The sequence below is a fragment of the Corallococcus sp. CA047B genome (assembly GCF_003612065.1).
GTDB lineage: Bacteria > Myxococcota > Myxococcia > Myxococcales > Myxococcaceae > Corallococcus > Corallococcus praedator.
Map to the genome: position 1 here is coordinate 1 of NZ_RAWD01000180.1, position 19,723 is coordinate 19,723.

20 protein-coding genes are annotated in these 19,723 nt (G+C 70.9%); 14 read left to right on the forward strand and 6 right to left on the reverse strand.

Annotated elements, in window-relative coordinates; all coding sequences use genetic code 11:
* Positions 1-1,081 (reverse strand): serine/threonine-protein kinase (locus tag D7X74_RS25370; protein ID WP_147446673.1); only part of this gene is annotated, 1,081 nt, incomplete at its 3' end.
* Positions 1,082-1,252: 171 nt separating this feature from the next.
* On the opposite strand from D7X74_RS25370, the gene D7X74_RS45090 reads away from it, so the two are divergent.
* From D7X74_RS45090 to D7X74_RS25385, 3 genes are read left to right on the forward strand one after another with little or no spacing between them, the layout of a single operon-like run.
* On the forward strand, positions 1,253-1,993 hold the full coding sequence (locus D7X74_RS45090; protein WP_120535583.1) for a hypothetical protein: 741 nt from the start codon (positions 1,253-1,255) through the stop codon (positions 1,991-1,993).
* Positions 1,994-1,995: 2 nt separating this feature from the next.
* A complete protein-coding gene (locus tag D7X74_RS25380; RefSeq protein ID WP_120535584.1) occupies positions 1,996-2,367 on the forward strand; it encodes a hypothetical protein in 372 nt (123 codons plus the stop codon).
* A 16-nt stretch (positions 2,368-2,383) separates the two neighbouring features.
* Positions 2,384-2,842 (forward strand): GNAT family N-acetyltransferase, encoded by a 459-nt coding sequence (locus tag D7X74_RS25385; RefSeq protein ID WP_120535585.1) that lies wholly within the window; start codon positions 2,384-2,386, stop codon positions 2,840-2,842.
* Positions 2,843-2,856: 14 nt separating this feature from the next.
* On the opposite strand, the gene D7X74_RS25390 is transcribed toward D7X74_RS25385, so the two are convergent.
* The 3 genes from D7X74_RS25390 to D7X74_RS25400 all read right to left on the reverse strand — a co-directional run bounded on the left by D7X74_RS25390 (position 2,857) and on the right by D7X74_RS25400 (position 5,652).
* The gene (locus D7X74_RS25390) at positions 2,857-3,255 is read right to left on the reverse strand and encodes a VOC family protein (RefSeq protein ID WP_120535586.1); all 399 of its coding nucleotides are present in this window, start codon (positions 3,253-3,255) and stop codon (positions 2,857-2,859) included.
* Positions 3,256-3,388: 133 nt separating this feature from the next.
* Complete coding sequence (locus D7X74_RS25395; protein WP_120535587.1) at positions 3,389-4,759, reverse strand: FAD-binding oxidoreductase; 1,371 nt, start codon at positions 4,757-4,759, stop codon at positions 3,389-3,391.
* Positions 4,760-4,893: 134 nt separating this feature from the next.
* A complete protein-coding gene (locus D7X74_RS25400; protein WP_120535588.1) occupies positions 4,894-5,652 on the reverse strand; it encodes a dienelactone hydrolase family protein in 759 nt (252 codons plus the stop codon).
* 196 nt (positions 5,653-5,848) lie between these two features.
* Between D7X74_RS25400 and D7X74_RS25405 the strand changes: the two genes are divergently transcribed.
* From D7X74_RS25405 to D7X74_RS25425, 5 genes are all read left to right on the forward strand, one after another.
* Positions 5,849-6,541, forward strand: coding sequence for a response regulator transcription factor (locus D7X74_RS25405; RefSeq protein WP_120535599.1), 693 nt, complete (start codon positions 5,849-5,851; stop codon positions 6,539-6,541).
* Positions 6,538-7,929, forward strand: a complete 1,392-nt coding sequence (locus tag D7X74_RS25410) for a HAMP domain-containing sensor histidine kinase (protein ID WP_120535589.1) — start codon at positions 6,538-6,540, stop codon at positions 7,927-7,929. The genes D7X74_RS25405 and D7X74_RS25410 overlap by 4 nt, the downstream gene beginning before the upstream one ends.
* Positions 7,930-7,963: 34 nt before the next feature.
* A complete protein-coding gene (locus D7X74_RS25415) occupies positions 7,964-9,355 on the forward strand; it encodes an RluA family pseudouridine synthase (RefSeq protein ID WP_120535600.1) in 1,392 nt (463 codons plus the stop codon).
* Positions 9,356-9,416: 61 nt separating this feature from the next.
* The gene (locus D7X74_RS25420; protein ID WP_147446674.1) at positions 9,417-9,959 is read left to right on the forward strand and encodes a hypothetical protein; all 543 of its coding nucleotides are present in this window, start codon (positions 9,417-9,419) and stop codon (positions 9,957-9,959) included.
* Positions 9,960-10,303: 344 nt separating this feature from the next.
* Positions 10,304-10,855, forward strand: coding sequence for a DUF2716 domain-containing protein (locus tag D7X74_RS25425; protein ID WP_158620477.1), 552 nt, complete (start codon positions 10,304-10,306; stop codon positions 10,853-10,855).
* Between the two features lie 21 nt (positions 10,856-10,876).
* Here the strand turns inward: D7X74_RS25425 and D7X74_RS25430 are convergent, their stop codons facing one another.
* The gene (locus D7X74_RS25430) at positions 10,877-11,074 is read right to left on the reverse strand and encodes a hypothetical protein (protein ID WP_120535592.1); all 198 of its coding nucleotides are present in this window, start codon (positions 11,072-11,074) and stop codon (positions 10,877-10,879) included.
* Between the two features lie 141 nt (positions 11,075-11,215).
* On the opposite strand from D7X74_RS25430, the gene D7X74_RS25435 reads away from it, so the two are divergent.
* From D7X74_RS25435 to coaBC, 5 genes are all read left to right on the forward strand, one after another.
* Positions 11,216-11,821 (forward strand): hypothetical protein, encoded by a 606-nt coding sequence (locus D7X74_RS25435; RefSeq protein WP_120535593.1) that lies wholly within the window; start codon positions 11,216-11,218, stop codon positions 11,819-11,821.
* Positions 11,822-11,894: 73 nt separating this feature from the next.
* On the forward strand, positions 11,895-12,407 hold the full coding sequence (locus D7X74_RS25440; protein ID WP_120535594.1) for an FHA domain-containing protein: 513 nt from the start codon (positions 11,895-11,897) through the stop codon (positions 12,405-12,407).
* 57 nt (positions 12,408-12,464) lie between these two features.
* The gene (locus D7X74_RS25445) at positions 12,465-13,757 is read left to right on the forward strand and encodes a Stp1/IreP family PP2C-type Ser/Thr phosphatase (RefSeq protein WP_120535595.1); all 1,293 of its coding nucleotides are present in this window, start codon (positions 12,465-12,467) and stop codon (positions 13,755-13,757) included.
* A gap of 111 nt (positions 13,758-13,868) precedes the next feature.
* Positions 13,869-16,853: a carboxypeptidase-like regulatory domain-containing protein gene (locus tag D7X74_RS25450; RefSeq protein WP_120535596.1), complete on the forward strand. Its 2,985-nt coding sequence runs from the start codon at positions 13,869-13,871 to the stop codon at positions 16,851-16,853.
* A 40-nt stretch (positions 16,854-16,893) separates the two neighbouring features.
* Complete coding sequence (gene coaBC / locus D7X74_RS25455; protein WP_120535597.1) at positions 16,894-18,111, forward strand: bifunctional phosphopantothenoylcysteine decarboxylase/phosphopantothenate--cysteine ligase CoaBC; 1,218 nt, start codon at positions 16,894-16,896, stop codon at positions 18,109-18,111.
* A 14-nt stretch (positions 18,112-18,125) separates the two neighbouring features.
* Here the strand turns inward: coaBC and D7X74_RS25460 are convergent, their stop codons facing one another.
* Positions 18,126-18,848 (reverse strand): B3/4 domain-containing protein, encoded by a 723-nt coding sequence (locus D7X74_RS25460; RefSeq protein WP_158622292.1) that lies wholly within the window; start codon positions 18,846-18,848, stop codon positions 18,126-18,128.
* A gap of 260 nt (positions 18,849-19,108) precedes the next feature.
* On the opposite strand from D7X74_RS25460, the gene D7X74_RS25465 reads away from it, so the two are divergent.
* Positions 19,109-19,723: fatty acid desaturase (locus tag D7X74_RS25465; RefSeq protein WP_199741891.1), on the forward strand; the 615-nt coding region annotated here is incomplete at its 3' end.

Sequence of the window (19,723 nt, forward strand, 5' to 3'; positions counted from 1 at the left end):
CCATCAGCGTCCTTCGCGAGCGACCCCGGGAGACGGGGGATGGGACATGGACGGAGGGAGCAGGGGCTTCGGCCGGAAGGTCCGTCGGCGTCACGCGGGGGCGTGCCCGGCCGTTCCGGGTCGCGAGCGCTTCCTGGCTGGGACGTGCCGGCGTGTGGGCAGCCGGGAGGGGCAGCGTCGGTGTGTCGCCGGCCGAAGGCGCCTCGTAGGTCATCGCCGGCCCCGGCCCGGCCCCGTCGAGCGCGGCCAGGAACTCCGTGGCGGATTGGAAGCGCTCCGTCGGTGACTTCGCCATCGCCTTCGCGAGCGCCGCTTCGAGTTCCGCGCGGAAGCCGGCTTCGGGGGCCACGGCGCGCAGCAGCGGCGGCGTCACCTCGCGGTGCATGCGCAAGAGCTCCGCGTTGCCCGTCGCGGAGAAGGGCTTCTTGCCCGTGAGCAACTCGAAGAGCAGCACGCCCGCTGCGTAGAGGTCCGTGGGAGGACCCACCGGCTCGCCATGGATCTGCTCCGGAGCCATGTAGGCCGGCGTCCCGAGCATCATCCCGGAGGTGATGCCCGTCACCTCGTCGCGCAGCTTCGCGAGCCCGAAGTCGAGGATGCGCACCTGCTCCCCGAGCCCGACCGCGTGCGTGACGATGATGTTCTCGGGCTTGATGTCCCGGTGGATGATGCCCTGCTCATGTGCGTGGGCCAGGCCGGCGAGCACCTGCCGCAGGGCGCCCAGGGCCCGGGGCAACGGCAGCGGGCCCTCGCGCAGCAGCCCCCGCAGCGTGTCTCCGGTGACGAAGTCCATCACCATGTACGGCGACTCCTGATCCACGCCGAAGTCCATCACCGACACGCAGCACGGATGGGTGAGGCGGCTCATCGCGCGCGCCTCCACCTGGAAGCGCTTGCGGAAGTCCTCCTCCCGCGCCGCCCAGGCGTGGAGGAACTTGATGGCGACGGACTTGCCCACCTCCAGCCGCTCGCCCCGGTAGACAATGCCCATGCCCCCCGCCGCGAGTCGCTCGATGATGCGGTAGCGCCCCTGCAACACCGAGCCGATGCGTGGGTCCGAGGCGGAGGTGGGCTCGTTCATGGCGCGCGCACGATAACAAGGTGGCTGGAATGTGGGGCCTGAAGGGGGCGTCCCGGGGCGGGTTCGCGGCCGCCGCGCCGACGGCGCCAGAAATCGTCCCCCGGGATGTGGCCGGAGTGAGCTGGCCCGGGTCAGAGGGGGGAAGCCTGCTTTTCAGGAAGGATTTCCCCCATGTCACGACTGCCCCTGGCCGGCCTTGGCGCCGTCCTGCTGCTCGTCACCGGAAGTGTCGCGGAGGCGAAGCCGTGGAAGCACGCGGGCATGCATCCGCGCACCGGCAAGCCCGCGGACGGCCTGTGCCACATCGAGACGATGCACGTGCACACCGCCGCGCCGCTGTACGGCGAGACGCTCTACCGCACGCGTGACGACGTCCACGTCTTCATCGGAGACCCCACGCCCTTCGGCTACGAGGGTCCCCGGCACGCCTACTACGGGCACCACCCGGTGGTGCTCAACGTGTACATCCAGGTCGACGTGGACGTGGTGGAGTACTGCTACCACGACGGGCCGCACTACCACGCCTATGCGCCACCGCCGCGCCAGGAGTTCGTGGACCGCGAGGACGTCCACTACTACGCGGGCGACTACCCCGACGAATACAGGCGCGACAGCCCGAGGCGGGGACGCGTCAACACGGTCTACCGGGGCTGGGAGAGCCCGCGTCCGGTGGTGACGGTGGCCCCGCCGCCGCAGTACCACGGCCCCATCATCCAGGTGGGATTGAACCTCCCCGTGCCCCGGGTCGAGGTTCGCGTCGGCGAGCCGTACCCGCGCCCGCCCCCGCCCGCGCGGGAGGTGGTCATCATCCGGGAGGAGCGCGTCGTGCACGAGCATCACGACGACCACCACGACCACGGCAAGCACCACGGCAAACACGACAAGCACAAGAAGTCCAAGGGGCGGGACTGACCATGCGGCGCACGCTCCTTCCGCTGATGGCCCTGGTGCTCGCGGGCTGCTCCCGCGATGCCGACGACATCCTCGATGCGTGGAAGGCGGAGGGCGAGGCCCCTTCCGGCTTCACCGACGTCGGGGAGAAGTTGCCGGGCGGCAAATGCAAGGCCGGCAAGGTGAGCGGCCTGGAAGCCACGCTGTGCTCCTTCGACAGCGCGGCGAAGGCCGACCAGGCCCAGGCCGCCGCGTGGTCGCTCGTCGGTGACGCCGTGGGCTCCGCGGTGGTCTCCGGCAAGTGGGTGCTCGTCATCGCCGACCCTCGACAGGAGGACCCCAGCGGCCGGCGCATCAACGCGCTGGTGAAGCTCTACCAGGACAAGACGCGCTAGGGCAGGCTCGGGGACCATGGTCCCCATCACCTTCCGCCTCGCCACGGATGCAGACCTGCCCGTCATCCTCGCGCTGCTCGCGGATGACGCCATCGCCCGCTCGCGCACGGGCTACTTCGAGGAGCCCGTGCACGCGGTGCGCGCGGCCTTCGACGACATCACCGCCGACCCGAACAACGAGCTCATCGTCGGCGTGCGCGAGGGTGAAGTCATCGCCACCCTCCAGCTCACGTACATCCCGGGCCTGAGCCGGGGCGGGATGCGGCGGGCGCTGGTGGAGGCCGTGCGCGTGCGCTCGGACCTGCGGGGACAGCGCATCGGGGAGCGGTTGATGCAGGACGCGGTGGAGCGCGCCCGGGCTCGCGGCTGTGGCCTGATGCAGCTCACCACCGACAAGCGCCGCCTCGAGGCCCATCGCTTCTATGCGCGGCTGGGCTTCGAGGCGAGCCATGAAGGCATGAAGCGCTCGCTCTGACTCAACGGCAGGGCCTACTTGATGGCGGCGGGATCCATCCAGAAGAGCTCCCACTGGTGGCCGTCCAGGTCCTGGTAGCTGCGCTGGTACATGAAGCCCTGGTCCATGCTCTTCAGCTCCTTGGCGCCCGCCGCCAGGGCCTTCTCCATGAGCGCATCGACGGCGGCCCGGCTCTCCGCGGTGAGGGCGATGATGGCCTCGGTCACCTTCGTCGCGTCCGCGACCTCCTTCGTGGTGAAGGTCTTGAAGAAGTCCCTCACGAGCAACATCGCGTAGATGTCCTCGGAGATGATCATGCAGGTGGCGTTGGCGTCGGTGAACTGGGGGTTGAACGTGTAGCCCAGCTTCGTGAAGAAACCGACCGCGCGGTCGAGCGACTGGACGGGCAGGTTGACGAAGATCTTGGTGGCCATGGTGCGTTTCCTTCGGAAGAGGGTGGAACGTCGCCTTCATCCACACGACGAACCTGCGTCCGGGAGATCGACACGTCCTTTATTTTTCCGCTGCCCGCCCTCAACCTGCTGGAATCACAGCGGGATTCACCGCTCAGAGCAGCTTGCCCGGGTTGAGGATTCCCAGCGGATCGAGCGCTCCCTTGAGGGTGCGGTGCAGGTGAAGGGTCTCCGAACCCAGCTGGGCGGGCAGGAACCCGCGCTTGAGTGAACCCACGCCGTGCTCACCGGTGATGGTGCCCCCCAGGTCCAGGGCCGCGTGCAGGATGTCGTCGAACGCCTGCTTCGCCCGCGTCATCGCGTCCAGGTCGTTCCGGTCGAAGACGACGGTGGGGTGCATGTTCCCGTCGCCCGCGTGGCCGAACGTCCCGATGAGGACCCCGCGCTGATCCGCGATGCGCTCCACCGCCGCGAGCAGCTCCGGGATGCGGGAGATGGGCACGCCCACGTCGTCCAGCAGCGTCGCGCCCTGCTGCTCCAGCGCCGGAAAGGCGAAGCGCCGCGCGCCCATGAGCAGCTCGCCCTCGGCCTCGTCGGTGGTGTTCATCACGAAGGTGGCCCCGGCCCGCTCGCAGGCCGCCGCCATCAGGCCGATCTCCTCCTCACCCTGCGCGCCTCCCGCGTCGGAGCGGGCCAGCAACAGGGCCGCGGCCGTGACGTCCAGGCCCATGGGCTTCCAGGACTCGACGGCGCGCACGGTGGTGCGGTCCATCAACTCCAGCAGCGACGGTCGGGTCGTCCCCATGATGTCGGAGACGGCCGTGCCCGCCCCCACGAGCGTGGGGAAGGTGGCCAGCAGCGTGGTCGCCTTCGGCGGCCGGGGACGCAGGCGCAGCGTGGCTTCCGTGATGATGCCCAGCGTGCCTTCCGAGCCGACGAAGAGCCGCGTGAGATCGTACCCCGCCACGTTCTTCACCGTGCGTCCGCCGGTGCGCACGACGGAGCTATCCGCGAGCACCACCTCCAGCCCCAGCACCGCGTCCCCCGTCACGCCGTACTTCACGCAGCACAGGCCACCCGCGTTGGTCGCGAGGTTGCCGCCAATGGTGGAGAACTCCCAGCTCGCGGGATCCGGCGCGTACCAGAGCCCCTGTTCCGCGGCGGCGGCCTTCACCGCGGCATTGAGCGCGCCGGGCTGGACGACGGCCAGCATGCCGCGCCGGTCCACTTCCAGCACCCGGTTCATCCGCAGGAGGGAGAGGACGATGCAGCCCGCGCTGGCGTTCGCGCCGCCCGACAGCCCGGAGCCCGCGCCCCGGGCCACCACCGGCACCCGGAGCGTCCGCGCCACGTTGAGCACGGTCTGGACCTGGGAGGTGGAGGCGGGCCGCACGAGCACGGAGGGCATCCCCGACGGCGCCCACTCCGCCTGGTCGTTCCGGTGCGCCTCGAGCACGTCCGGGTCGGTGACGAGCGACTCCGCCGGCAACACCCTCGAAAGCGTCTGCACCACGTCGACCGTCACGAAGGACCTCCCGTTTCCTGGGGCTGAACGCCGGGCAGGGGACCCGTCATCCTGGAGCCTGGGCTCGGCCCCGGGTGCCCAGCTTGCCTCAGGCCCACGACTTCCGCCTCCGTGCGCGGACCGTGGTGGCGACGTCACGTGCGCGGGGTGACGTTGCCCAGGACCTGCGCCAGGAAGTCCCGCAGCGCGGCCTCCGCGCGCCGGGCCGCGACGGGGTGGTAGAGGATGCCCGCCTGCGGGTTGTTCGCGCCCTCGAAGGTGAAGGCGTGCATCGCATGGCCGTAGGCCTGGAGCTGCCAGTCCGCGCCCGCTTGGGTCAGCTCGCGGGCGATGGCCAGCACGGCGTCGGGCCGCGCGACCGGATCCTCCCAGCCGTGCAGCAGCAGGACGCTCGCGGTGATGGGCGGCTGGGGCCCGAGCCCCGGAGCCTGGAGCACCCCATGGATGCTCACCGCGCCCTTCAGGCCCTCCGGCGCGCTGCGTGCCAGGTCGAGCGCGCAGAGTCCTCCGAAGCAATAGCCGAGCACCGCGATGCGCTGGGGATCCACCCGGGGGTGGCGCCTCGCGGCCTCCAGGCCCGCGAGCATGCGGCGGCGCAAGAGGGCCCGGTCCTCGATGAAGGGCCCCATGAGGTGCGAGTTGTCCCCCGTCACCTCGCCACGGACGCCCTTGCCATACACGTCGAGCGCGAACCCGACGTAGCCTTCTTCCGCGTACCGCTCCGCCATGGCGCGCATGAACATGTTCTGCCCGTCCCAGGCATGGGCAATCAGGACGCAGGGCCGTCTGGCTTCATGCGACGCCTCATGGGCGACGTAGCCCTCGCAGACGGTCTCACCGTCGGTGTAGTCGACGGCTTCGGCGTGGACACGCGTGGAAGGGGAAGACGCCATCCGGGCTGCTCCTTGCGAATGAAGGGAGTTCGCACGTTGCACGCCTTCGTCCCCGCCGTCTTCGACGAACGTGCGACGCGACGGCCTGTCCGGGCCGTCGCACGAGGGGCGATGCGCTGGCCATGGCGCGGTGCGCCGTGAAACACTCCACGCGCCGCGGATCCCCATGGCACGGTTCGAGGAGGCGGTGCGGCGGATGAGGCTCCTGCTCGTCGAGGACGAAGCGAAGATGGTGGCGCTGCTCCGGCGCGGACTGGAGGAGGAGGGCCACACGCTGGACGTCTGCGCGCGCGGCAGCGAGGCCCTGGCGGTGGGGGCTCCCGAGGACTACGAGGTCATCGTCCTCGACTGGTCGCTGCCGGACATGGAAGGCATGACGTTGCTCCGGGGCTGGCGGGACGCGGGCGTGCGCACCCCGGTGCTGATGCTGACGGCGCGGGGCACCACGGCGGACAAGGTGCTGGGGCTGCGCTCGGGCGCGGACGACTACTTGGTGAAGCCCTTCGACTTCGAGGAATTGCTGGCCCGCCTGGAGGTCCTGCGGCGCCGGGGCGAGGCGAAGGACGGCGTGGTGCGGCTGGGTGAGCTGGTGCTGGATCCGGGGCGACGGGTGCTGCGCATCGGTTCGCGGGAGGAGTCGCTCACCGCGCGGGAGTTCGCGCTCTTCAGCGCGCTGGCCCGCCACCCCGGGGAGGCGCGGACGCGCGCGCGGTTGATGGAACAGACGTGGGGGCCGGACTTCCACGGCAGCGCCAACGTGCTGGACGTGTACGTGGGCTACCTGCGCACGAAGCTGGAGCGGCTGGAGGCCACGAACGTGACCCTGCGCTCCGTGCGCGGCGTGGGCTACAAGCTGATGGTGGCCTCGCCGGGAGGGCGCGCGGAGTGAAGCTGACGAGGCGTCTGTGGTTGCACGGGGCGCTGGTGCCCGCGCTGGCCGCGCTGGGTGCCCTGGTCGTGGCGGGACAGCTCTTCCGCGTGGACCTGGAGCGCGCGTTGGATCGCGCGCTGCTGGCCCAGGCGGCGGTGGAGAGCGTGAGCCTCTTCGACGGGCCCGGGCAGAAGGTGCACCTGCACATGGCCGTCTCGCCGCTGGTGGAGCAGGTGCGGCCCTTCGCGCCGCAGGGCTATCTGTATCAAGCCGACGGGCAACTGGTGATGCGCTATCCGCCGGTGCCCGAAGGCGCTCCCGAGGAGCCGCCCCGGGTGCCCGACAGCCGCGACGGAGAGCCGGTCCTCGTCACGGAGGTGTCCGCCGACGGCAACCGCTGGCGCGAGGTGATGGTGAACGTGCGCTCGCCGCATGGGGAGCGGTACGGGCTGCGGCTGCTGGCGTCGCTGGGGCAGGTGGACCGCTCGGTGGACTCGTATTTCCGTCTGGCGTTCTCGATGGCGGCGGTGATGGGGGTGGTGCTGCTGGGCGTGCAGACGACCCTGGCGCGACGGATGGCGCGGCGTCTGGAGGCCATCACCCTGAACCTGGGGAAGCTTCGCGAAGGCGACCTCGCGTCCCCCATGGAGGTGGACGCGGGGAAGGATGAAATCGGCCAGCTCAGCGCGGCGCTCGCGGAGGCCACGGCGCGGGTGCGCGGTGCGCGCGAGGCCCAGGAGCGGCTGGTCGCGGACGCGGCGCACGAGCTGCGCACGCCGCTGGCCCTCATGCGCACCAGCATGGACCTGGCGCTGCGGCGCGAGCGGAGTCCCGACGAGCTGCGCGCCTCGCTCCGGGATGCGCGCGCGGAGGTGGACCGGCTGGCGGTGCTGGCGGACACGCTGCTGGACATGGCCTCGGCGGGGCGGGGCTCGTGGGACCGGAAGAAGGGCGACCTGCGGGAGGTGGTGTCCCAGGCGGTGGAGGGTGCCCGCGCGGAAGCCGAACGGCGCGGGATGCTCGTCCACCTGGAGGCCCCGGCGTTGGCGGAGGCCTGGTTCGACGCGGGAAGTTTGCGGCAGGCGGTGGACAACCTGCTGAGCAATGCCCTCAAGTTCTCGCCCGAGGGTGGAGAGATCCACGTGCGGCTGTCATTGGAGGGGGAGCGCTACCGGGTGGCGGTCACGGATGCAGGCCTGGGCATTCCGGTTTCGGAGCGCGAGGCGGTGTTCGCACCGTTCCATCGGGTGGCGGGCGCGGAGGGCCGGCCCGGCGCGGGGCTGGGGCTGGCCATCGTCCGGGAGGTCGCGCGGCGTCATGGCGGCCAGGCCTACGTGGACCCGGCATGGGGCCAGGGCGCCCGGGTGGTGCTGGAGCTTCCCTCCGCACCACGCGCGGAAGGCTGATACTCCGGTGCGCGTGGTGCGGGCCTCCTCCTTCATGACCTTCTTCGACGGGCCTCCCTCTGCCGGAGACGTGCCCCCGCGACTGGCGAGCCCCTTCGCCCCAGGGCCGCCGGGCCCCCTGGCGCGCAAGGCGGCGGAGGCGCTCCAGCAGCGGCTGCGACGCGAGCGGTGGGAGGCATTGGAGCAGCCCGGCGGCGGGAAGATGTTCGGGGTGCTGGTCGTCGCGGAGCCGGGCGGACGCGTGGGCTTCCTGAGCGCGTTCTCCGGAATGCTGGGGGGCGCCTGGAACGTGGAGGGCTTCGTTCCGCCGCTGTTCGACCCGGTCGCGCGCGAAGCCTTCTGGCCTGCGGGAGAGGCGGAGCTGGCCGCGCTGGGACAGCGGCATGCGACGTTGCTCCGCGACGCGCAGGCGGAGCCCACGGAAGGGAGGCTCGCGGCGCTGGCCGAGGTGGAACACCAGCGCGCCGAACGCTCCCGGGCGCTCTGGCGGCAGATGGCGCTCAGTTATGTGATTCCGAATGCCCGGGGTGAAAGCCAGACAGTGGCGGTCCTCTTCGCGCCCCGGCCACCCCCAGGCGGGGCCGGGGACTGCGCGGCACCCAAGCTGCTGGCGCATGCCTTTCGCCACCACCTGAAGCCCCTGGCCCTGGCGGAGTTCTGGTGGGGCGCGCCGCCGCTCGACGGTCGTCGCGAGTCCGGTGCCTACTACCCCGCGTGTGACAGCAAATGCGGCGTCGTCCTGCCGTACATGATGCAAGGAATGGCGGTGGAGCCCGCGCCCCGGATGGCCGCCATCATCGAAGACCCTCGCATCCTGCATGAGGACCCGTGGCTCCTCGTGGTCGACAAGCCCGTGGGCCTGCCCACCGTGCCCGAGCGCCATGCACCCGCGCGCGACTCGGTGCTCGTCCGGCTCCAGCCGCGCTTCCCGACCCTGAGCGGTGCGGACGTCCTCCAGGACCTGGAGCGAAAGGTCTCCGGCCTCCTGGTGATGGCACGGGACGAAGTGACCCGGGCCGCGCTCCTGCGACAGTTCGCGCGCCGCGAGGCGGAGCACCGTCAGGTTTCGTGGGTCGAAGGGGCCGTGATGGGGGAGTCCGGCCTCATCGAGCTGCCCCTGCGCGGAACATCCCACGCTCCGTTGGAGGACTGCGTCGACCGGGTTCACGGCAAGCGGGCGGTGAGCGCGTGGAAGGTCCTGGAGCGAGGTGATGGAAGGACGCGGGTGGCGTGGGTTCCGGTGACCCGGCATCCGTTCCAGACGCGCATCCATGCCGCGCACCGTCTGGGATTGGGGACGCCCATCGTCGGAGACGCACGCTTCGGCCGCGAGGACACGCGGTTGATGCTCCATTCAGAGGCGCTTGTCTTCATGCATCCCCACACCGGTCAGCGTCTGGACTTCACCGTCCCTGCTTTCTTTTGACGGCTGATTCTGGGAAGACCCTTCTTGAACCCAGACGCAATCCATCCCCAGGAAGGACGCCATGCCGCACGCACCACCCGAAGTCCGACGCCCCCTGCCGTGGATGACGCGCCTCTTGCTGGTGGCGGTGGCGCTGACCGCGTGTGGCCCGGACTTCATGGGTCGCCGGTACGAAGGGAGCTACGCGATGGTCTTCCAGCTCCCCTCCGGGCCGCGGCACATGGAAGGGCCGATGCGTGTCGCCTTCAACGTCTACGAAGAAGGGCAGGCGGTCCTCATCCAGAACGCTACCCGGTGCACCGTGTCCGCCAGGTACGTCGCGGACCTCCGCGAGCCTGACGCGAATGGCCAGCTCGTCGCGTACGAGGAGCTGCGGGACGTGCGCCCTGATCAGGCCCTCGTGTGCTACGCGCCGGAGGAGCTGGGGGAGAACGTGTGGTTGGAGTTCCGGCTCGGCTCGGGCCGCATCGAGAGCGGACGTCTGAAGCTCTCCTATTCGGGCGATGTCTGGCAGGGCTCGTCCCCGGACTTCGCGGATGCCCGGGGCACCCGGCTGGGAACCTTCGCCTATGCGTTCGAGGGCACTCAGGTCCCGGTGCCCTGAACGTGTGTCTCGAGTGTGAAAAAGCTCCGGGGTGTGTCTGCCTTGTCGGATGAATGCGCGCAATGACAGGCGCGCGGTCCACCTGGACCCGCCGCACCTCCCTTCCCATTGGGCGTCCACCGCGCGACACCTTTCGCCGCTCCGCTGTCGTCTGTCTCCTCCCCGCGTCCCGGTGGGCGTCGGATGCCATGCACACGTCCTGGTCCGCCCTGTGGGGTGCTTGCAGGAGACCCGGGATGCGCGCGATATCCGGGACTTCGTGACGCCGGGGGGGCGCCGTGTTCAAACTCAATCCTGAACGTGAAGCCTGGATGCCGCTTTCGGGCGATGCGGAACGTCACGCATTGGACCATCCCTGGCCCTCACCGGAGCTGGGCAGCGTGCGCTTCGTCGTCGAGGATGCCTTCTTCCGCCTGGAGCACGACGCGCGGCTGCTGCTCTACCGCGAACTGTCGGAGAAGATGCTCGCCGTCTTCCGCGAACTCACGCCGCCGGGGGGCTGGCTCTACGCGTTGGAGCCGCAGCACCCCTGCTACCGCTTCCACCCGCACGTCCCCTTCGAGGTGGGCGCGACGCTCCAGGAGTGGACCGGCCTCTACACGCGCGAGCACATGGAGCAGGTGGAGCGGGGCATCCATCCCCCGTCCTTCGAAGCGCGCTGGGCCATGGACATCCACCCGGCGGGGGACCCGGAGCACCTCTTCGCGCCACCGGACTTCCACTTCGTCTTCGCCGCGCGCTACCGCGTGGGCAACTTCGACGGCCTGGAAGCGCCGGGCCGGGGGCCCATCGAGACGGAGACCTACGAGCTGCTGGGACCAAGCCTCATCGCCGCCGTGGACCGCGACCCACCGGAGCTCTTCCGGCGGGCCCGCAGGTTGGGCTCCGACGAGTGAAGCGGGTGACGCGACGGGCCCTCAGACGGGGCGCGGCGTGACGACGCGCGAGGGGGGCGCACCCTCGTAGTAGAGGCTGGCGTGCCCCTCGCTGTAGACCACCAGCACGCGGTCATTCTCCTCCAGCAGACCCGACGTCTTCTGGGTGACCTTGCGAACCAGGGCGTCGAGCTGCGCCGGACCTGCTTTGCTTCCGGCCCGGACCGTGACGACAGGCATGCGGTGTCGTGCTCCCAATGGCCTCTCCCGCGACGAACGTCGGCAGGGGCCGACGCATCACCCGTCCGGAGGGCGCGACGTGTCATAGCGAACGGAACACTTCGTTGACAAGTGCGCGCTGCCATGGGGGAAAGAGACCCCATGCTCCGCAACGTCCGTGTATTGCTGGTTATTTCGCTTGCCCTGGTTTCCACCGCGCACGCGCAGTCGCGCAAGCCGGACGAGCTGTACCACCGGTCCCCCACGCCGGCGTGGCTGCCCCGGGGCGTCTTCCTGGGCACGCAGCTGAGCAACGGCGCCGTCATCCCGCACCTGCACCTGCAGTGGGAGTTCACCTTCTTCCAGGAGCGCAAGGACGCGTGGGCCGTCATCCTGGAGGGTGGGGTGGGGTGGGCGGCGTCCCTGCCCGACACGGCGCTGGAGGGGTTCATCCTCCCGGTGAACTCCTATTACGAGCACACCGCGCAGGTGGGCATCGGCTACCGCAACCACCTGCCGGGCCAGGCGCACTGGGGCTTCCAGGTGACGGGCGGCCCCGTCTTCTACGGCGCCCACTTCGGCACCCAGCCTCCGGACCGGCGCGTCGCTGGCGCCGTCCAGGGCCGCATCCAGATTGGCTACCAGTTGAGTGACGTGGGCGTGGGGCTCGCCCTGGGGTACGCGGAGCCGTTCGGCCTCAAGAACCGCAGCTTCGCCCGTGACTTCGTGGGTGGCGTGAGCCTCGGATTTTTCGCGGATTGGCGGTAAAGGCGCGGTACACTGCCGGCATGAGAGCGGAACGGCCTCCCGGTGCGGGCGCCCGTGCGCCGCCACCCACGTCATGGTCGAGCTGCTCAGTGCCCACGTCACGCGCTACCTGCGCAACCGCGATGAATTCGAGCGGGGCCTTCCCCCGGGCCTCCTGCTCTTCATGCCCGCCCTGGGCACGGTGACCCCGTCCGACGTGGAGGACTACCCGCTGCGGACGGTGACCAACGCGGGGCCGCCGACGCTCGGGCAGGACGAACCCATCGTCTTCCCGCTGCTCAAGTCCACCGGCAACGCGTTCGGCCGGGGCATCACCGTGGGGCGCACCGGCAACAACGACGTCGTGCTCGATGACGGCAGTGTGTCCCGATTTCACGCGTGGTTTACACGGGACACGGGGGATGCGGGGTTCCTGCTGACGGATGCGGGCTCGAAGAACGGCTCGTACGTCGTGGGGGAGCGGCTGTTGGCTCGCAAACCGACGTTGGTGGTGGACGGGATGCGGCTGCGCTTCGGGCAGGTGGAGGTCAGCTTCTACACGGCCGGGGGTTTCGTGCGGCTGTTGGCGAAGCGCCTGCAGTCCTGAAGCCTTGCCACGTCTTCGGCGGCCTGCGTAACGTGCGAAGTCACCCTCTAGGCATGGATGGGAGCGTTCGCGGTGGCCTTGACCACAGAAGCCTTCGGGCTGACCGATGTAGGCCGGAAACGGCAGCACAACGAAGACGCGATGATGGTGGACGCGTCGCTCGGCCTGTTCATGGTCGCCGATGGCATGGGCGGACACGCCGCGGGTGAGGTCGCCAGCGCGCGGGCCACGGAGGTCGTCAAGCAGCACATCGCGGCCAACCGGCACCTGCTGAAGGACCTGGCCAACAACCCCACGGCGGACAGCCGTTCCGCGGCGGCGGCGCTGGTGGAAGTGGCCGTGCAGCGCGCCTGCGCGGACATCTACCGCGCGGCCATGACGGACGCGTCCAAGCGCGGCATGGGCACGACGTTCGTGTGCCTGGCGGTGGGGGGCAACAAGGGCGTCATCGGCCACGTGGGCGACAGCCGCGTGTACCTGGTGCGCCACAGCCAGTGCCACCGGCTCACGGAGGATCACACGCTGGTCGCCGCGCAGCTGAAGGCCGGCACCATCACCAAGGAGCAGGCGGCCACGTCGCAGTACCGCAACGTCATCACCCGCGCGGTGGGCATCCAGGAGTCGGTCCAGGTCGACACGCTCATCGTGGACCTGATGCCCGGCGACGTGTTCCTGCTCTGCTCGGACGGTCTGCACGGCTACATGGAGGATGAGGAGCTGCTCCCGCTGGTGGCGAACCTCCAGCCCGGCGACATGCCGCGCAAGCTGGTGGAGCTGGCCAACGAGCGCGGCGGCAAGGACAACATCACCGCGGTGGTGGTGAAGGTCGCCGGCGACAGCGCGGCCCTGGCCAGCGAGGAGACGAGCGAGGCGCAGTCGCGCATGGAGGCGCTGCGGAAGATCCCGCTCTTCCGCCACCTCACGTACAAGGAGCAGACGGCGGTGCTGTCCATCGCCACCACGCGGACCTACCCGGCGGGTCGGGAGATCGTCGTGGAGGGGCAGCCGGGCGAGGAGCTCTTCGTCGTCATCCGGGGCCGGGTGGCCATCGAGAAGAACGGCGTGGAGATCGCGGAGCTGCGCTCGGGCGGCCACTTCGGGGAGATGGGCCTCATCGACAACGCGCCCAGGTCCGCCACGGTGCGCGCCACGGAGCCCACGCGGACGATGGTGATTGCCCGCTCGGACCTGATGGGCCTGATGAAGCGCGAGGCCATCCTCGCGGTGAAGATGCTCTGGAGCTTCGTGCAGGTGCTGAGCGACCGGCTGCGCGCGACCAACTCCGAGTTGAGCGAGGCGCGGCAGGAACTGGCCGTGGCGCAGGCCATCCAGCCGTTCGCGGAAGACTGACGCGGGAACGCTCCCGGGGGCTGGGACGTCCTGGACAGGACGCTCCGGAATTTCCCGGGGGAAACCGTCGTTGGGGGGCCGGCCGTGGGTTAGGTTCCCGGTCGCGTACGCATGCGCAAATGGGTCTTCATCGGGGTGGCCGCCGTGCTGGTGGCGCTCGCCGCGGTCGTGCTGGGACCCCGGTGGGGGGCTCCGGCCGTGCGCCCCGCTTCGCCGGTCTCCGCCAGCTCGATGCGCCAGGGGCTGCCCGCGTTCAAGGCGGTGGCGGTGTCGTCGGGCGCGCAGGAGGGGCTGACGCTCACCGGGCGCGTGCTGGACGGTGGCGGCAGGCCGGTGGCGGACGCGGAGGTGTCGCTCGCGGCGTCGGCGGAGCGGACGGTGGCGGACGTTCGGTGCGACGAGTGTGGCCTGGCGCTGCTGGCCTGCACCGCGCATGAGACGGCGCTGCACACGCGGGCCTTCTTCGAACAGCAGCAGGGCTTCCTCACGCCGCGCGCCACGGTGCGCACGGACGCGCAGGGCAAGTTCCGCTTCGAGCACTTGGTGGGCGTGTCCTTCTCCGTCTGGGCGCGCGCGGAGGGGCTGGGCGTGGCGCTCAGGAACCGGGCGGCGCCGGGCGAGCCGGTGGATCTGTACCTGCCGGCCCTGCGGAGCATCTCCGGCACGGTGGTGGACGACTCCGGCCAGCCGAGGCCCGGGGCGCGCGTGCGCGCGGTGTCGCGCAAGGTGCCGCTGCCCTTCGAGGTGGTGGCGGGCGCGGGCGGCGCGTTCCTGCTGACGGGCCTGGGCGAGGGGCCCTTCTACGTGCTCGCGGACGCGGAGGGCTTCCAGCCCGCGGTGGCGCAGCAGGTGGAGGCGGACTCCCAGCCCCTGCGCCTGAAGCTGACGCCGTCGCGCACGCTGGAGGTGCGCGTCACGCGCGATGGTGCTCCCGCGGTGGCGACGGTGCGCCTGAGAGGCGACCACCTGACGCGCGAGGCGCACACCGAAGCGCAGGGCGCGCCGGTGCGCTTCAACGGCCTGTACCCGGACGAGGTGGTGGTGACGGCGGAGGCGCCGGGCTTTGGATCCGCGCCCCAGACGCTCACGCTGTCCAAGCGGGTGACGCAGGTGACGCTGGAGCTGGAGGCGGCGGGCCGGCTGCTCGTCACGGTGGTGGACGAAGAGGGCCAGCCGGTGCCGAACCCGCAGCTGCTGCTGCGCACGGTGGCGGGGGACCTCATCCGCCGCGACGCGGTGCCCACCGGGGCGCTCGCGGAGCTGGGGCCGCTGGCGCCGGGCGAGTACGTGCTGGAGGGCCAGGCGGAGGGCTTCAAGACGGCGCAGCTTCCCGCGCGGGTGGCGCAGGGGGAGACGGCGCTGGAGCTGGAGCTGGCGAAGGCCACGCTGATCACCGGGCAGGTCATCGACGAGTACGGCCGGCCCGCGTCGAACGTGTCCATCCTGGTGCAGCCCACGGGCGAGACGACGAACGCGGACAACGACGGCCGCTTCTCCGCGCAGGTGCCCATGCCGGGGCTCTACACGCTGCACGCGCACCACTCCGAGTGGGGCGGCGGCAGCGTGCAGGCGACGGCGCCCGCGACGGACGTGACGCTGTCGCTGGAGGCGAAGGCGGGTGTGGACGTGACGGTGTCCAGCGGGGGCCGGCGGGTGGAGGGCGCGGACGTGGTGATGTGGGCGGATCCGGAGAACATCTTCCGCAGCGACCGGCCCTCCGGGCCTGACGGCGTGGTGCCCATGCGCGGGCTGCCGCCGGGGACGTACACGCTGATGGCGTCGCATCCGGAGTACGTGGCGTCGGGGCCCACCGCGGTGACGGTGCAGGACGGCGCCACGCAGCAGGTGGCGGTGACCCTGGAGCCGGGCGCGTCCCTCGCGGGCGACGTGGTGGACGAGGACGGCCAGCCGGTGGTGGGGGCGAACCTGAACGTGATGCCGCGCATGGCGGAGCCGACGCAGACGGACTCCAGCGGGCGCTTCGAGTTCCGCGCGCTGCGGCCGGACCGCACCTACCTGCTGGACGCGCACCACGCGGGCTACGAGCCCCTGGAGCGGACGCAGGGCAAGCCGGGCGGGCCGCCGGTGCAGGTGAAGATGCGCAAGCGCACGACGTTCCGGGGCCGGGTGATGGACGACGCCGGACAACCGGTGCGCCGCTTCCGGGTGGACGACCACGACGTGAACAGCCCGGACGGGCGCTTCGAGCTGCCGCTGTCCACCGCGGGGGACCGGCTCATCGTCGCGGTGGACGCCGCGGGCTACGAGCCCCAGGTGGTGGACCGCCCGTCGAAGACGACGGACATGGGTGACGTGGTGTTGACGAAGGCGCCGGCGGTGTCCGGCATGGTGCGGGATGCGTCGGGTGGCGCGGTGCCGGACGCGGTGGTGACGTGCGACGTGTGCGACGGGTCGGTGCTGTCGGGGCCGGATGGCGCCTTCACGCTGTCGAGCCCCCCGTTCGTGCCGCGCTTCACGGTGTCCGCGCGCAAGGGCAAGCTCAGTGGCACGCAGGAGGTGCCGCGCGGGAGCACGACGCCGGTGCAGCTGACGCTCAAGACCGCGACGCGCCTGACGGGTCGGGTGTACCTGGCGGACGGACGGCCCGCGGCGGGCTCGCAGGTGGAGGGGCTCAACGCGGACCGCAGCGAGACGGTGTCGCTCATCACCGGCGCGGATGGCCGCTACAGCACGGACCTGTCGCCGGGCAGCTATCGCTTCGTGGTGGGCGGCGGGCGCGGTGGCACGGGTGAGCCGGCGGTGGTGGTGCAGGTGGCGGGCACGGAGATGACGCTGGACCTGGGGCCGGTGCCGGGCACGGCGTCGTTGACGGTGCTGCTCCAGCCGGAGCGGGGCAAGGCGCTGTGGGTGGTGCCGGGCGAGGTGGGGCAGGTGGGCAACCCGCCCGCGGAGCTGCTGCGTTCGCGCTTCGCGCAGCTCGTCTACCAGCCGATGAGCGAGCGGGTGGTGGTGCAGGGCCTGACGCCGGGGCGGTACACGCTGGTGTGGGGCTTCTTCCACGCGGAGATGCCGGGGGCGGGCCCCCTGGTGCGCACGGTGGACGTGCCCTCCCAGGGGGACGTGTCCCTGCGGTAGTCGTGTTGCGACGGGGCGCCCCGGCGCGTAATGAAGCCGCATGGACGCATCGGCATTGAAGGGCCGCCGGGTCATCGTCGGCGTGGGCGGCGGCATCGCGGCGTACAAGGCCTGTGAGCTGGTGCGGGAGTTGGGCCGCGCGGGCGCGGAGGTGCGGGTGGCCATGACGGAGGCCGCGCGCCAGTTCGTCACCCCGCTCACCTTCCAGGCGTTGTGCGGGCACCCGGTGCTGACGGACTACTTCGACCCGGCGCAGGAGGGGAACTTCGGCCACCTGGATCTGGCCCGCTGGGGGGATGCGTTCGTGGTGGCGCCCGCGACGGCGGACCTGATGGCGAAGATCCGCGCGGGCTTCGGCGGGGACGCGGTGACGACGTCGCTGCTCGCCTTCAAGGGGCCGGTGGTGCTGGCGCCCGCGATGAACGTGGCCATGTGGGACAACGCCCGGACGCAGGAGAACGTGGCGTCGCTGCTGGCGGATCCGCGCTTCACGGGCGTGGGCCCTGGGGCGGGGATGCTGGCGTGCGGCGACGTGGGCTCCGGCCGGCTGGCGGACGTGGGCGCCATCGTGTCGGCGGTGGCGGCGCGGCTGGGCGGCGGGCCGCTCCAGGGCAGGCAGGTGCTGGTGACCGCGGGCCCCACGCGCGAGTTCCTGGATCCGGTGCGCTTCATCTCCAATCCGTCCACCGGGAAGATGGGCATGGCGTTGGCACACGAGGCACGGGCGCTGGGCGCGACGGTGACGGTGGTGCTGGGGCCGGTGGGACCGGTGGACCGCACGGGCCTGGAGGTGGTGGACGTGGTGAGCGCGGAGGACATGGCGCGCGAGGTGTTGGCGCGCGTGGAGTCCGCGGACGCGTTCATCGCCACGGCGGCGGTGAGCGACTGGCGGCCGGAGGTGCGGGCCCCGCAGAAGGTGAAGAAGGGCGAGGGCCCGGAGTCCCTGCGCATGGTGCGCACGCCGGACGTGTTGCTGGAGGCGTCGCGCAAGGTGGCGGGCAAGGCGAAGCGCCCGGTGCTGGTGGGCTTCGCGGCGGAGACGGAGCGGGTGGTGGAGCACGCGCGCGAGAAGCTGGAGCGCAAGGGCCTGGACGCCATCGTCGCCAACGACGTCACCGCGACCGGCGCGGGGTTCGGCACGGACACGAACCGGGTGACGGTCATCTCCCGCACCGGACCGGACCGCGTGCTGGAGGGCAGCAAGCGCGCGGTGGCGGGGGAGATTCTGTCGCTGTTGCTCGTGTCACCGCTCGGCTGAGCGGGGCCTGGGCGTCACGGCGTGGGGAGCTCCACCTCGCGACCCTGCTTCAGGTCGAGCAGGCCGGTGGCGGTGGTGCCTCCGCAGTGCTCGCGGATCTTCCCGCCAATCTGTTCCACCAGCCGCAGCAGGTCTTCCGTCTTCACCGCGGAGGAGGGCGCTTCCGCGAAGAGGATGATGTCGCGCGAGGTCGTCTCCACCTTGGCGAAGTCACAGTCGCGGAAGTTCCAACGGCGGGTGAGGACGCGCGCGTCGTCCGCGTAGACGACCTCGCCGGGGCTGGTCGCTTCAGGCTCCGGGCTGCCAATGCCGGTGAAGGGCTCGTCGCCCGGTGACAGGCGCAGGCGCAGGTCGCCCTGGAGCCGGCCCAGGTCATAGCCCCCCACCGGCAGGAGGAAGAAGAGCTCCTGGAGGAGGTAGGCGTTGACGGCCCGGCTGATCCACGGGACCGGATGGCCATTCACCACCCGGCGCAGCAGCGCCTCCGCGCTGGGGCGGAACTTCTTCGGGTTGACGCCGAAGCGCTGGTAGGCGTCCTGCCAGGCGACGATGCGAGCGTCCGCCGCCAGGGCCGCCAGGTCGGGCACCCGGCCGCGAAAATCCGCCTCCGCGGCACGCAGCTCCGCCTCCAGCCCTTCCGGAGGGTTGCCCGTGTTGTCCATGCCCCGCACCGCCACGAAGCTGATGCGAAGGTCGGGAAATCGCTGGGCCATCTCCTCGGAAACACTCAGGTGCATGGGATTCTCCAGAATGAGGTCCCGAGGCGTACCACCTTCCTGCGACCTACGGCCAGGGTTGGATTTCCTGGCGACAATGACAGACGTCGGCGGTTCCCCCCACCCCCGCATGTCAGAGGTCGTTGTTACGGTCCCGCAATGACCAGATAGTGGCGAAGCCCTCCCAATTCTTGGGCTTCAATTTCTGAGCAGGTGTTGGACCGGGGGCGTGGCCATGGGGCCGGCCTCGCCTTGGCGTGCCGACAGGAATTGCATCCATCATGACAACCGAACCGCGCCAACATGAAAGGACAGCGTCTCACCCGGATCCTGTCGCGCCCAGGGGGCGGGAGGTCCGCGAGCTGCGGGAGCACCTGGTGGCGCAGGGCCACGAGGAGCAGCTCACGGGGCTGGGGGTGCCCAGGCCCGGACGGGCGATGCTGGAGATTCTCGAGACGTGGGCGCTCATCTTCGGCGCCTGGGCATTGTGTGTCCATGTCTCATGGTTCGTGTTGCCCGTGGCGCTGCTCATCGTGGGGTCGCGCCAGCGTGCCCTGGGAAACCGCCTGCACGACGCGGCGCATGGAAACATGTTGAAGGGAAAGGCGTTGAATCAGCGGGTCGCGGCGTGGGTGTGTGGTGTTCCGATGTTCGAGGACTTCGAACTGTATCGAAACGCGCACCTGCGTCATCACGCCTATCTGGGGCACGCGCAGAAGGACCCCGACTTCCTGGCGGTGCCGGAGGCGCCCCCGGGAAGGCAACACAGTGCGTGGAGCCTGTACGTCGCCTTCGTGCTGGATGCGAGGCTTTGGCGGGACTCCGTCCTGGCGACGCTGTTCCGGGCCCCGCGGGCGCACCGGTGGCGCGTGCTGGCGTGGTGGACGGGGGTGCTG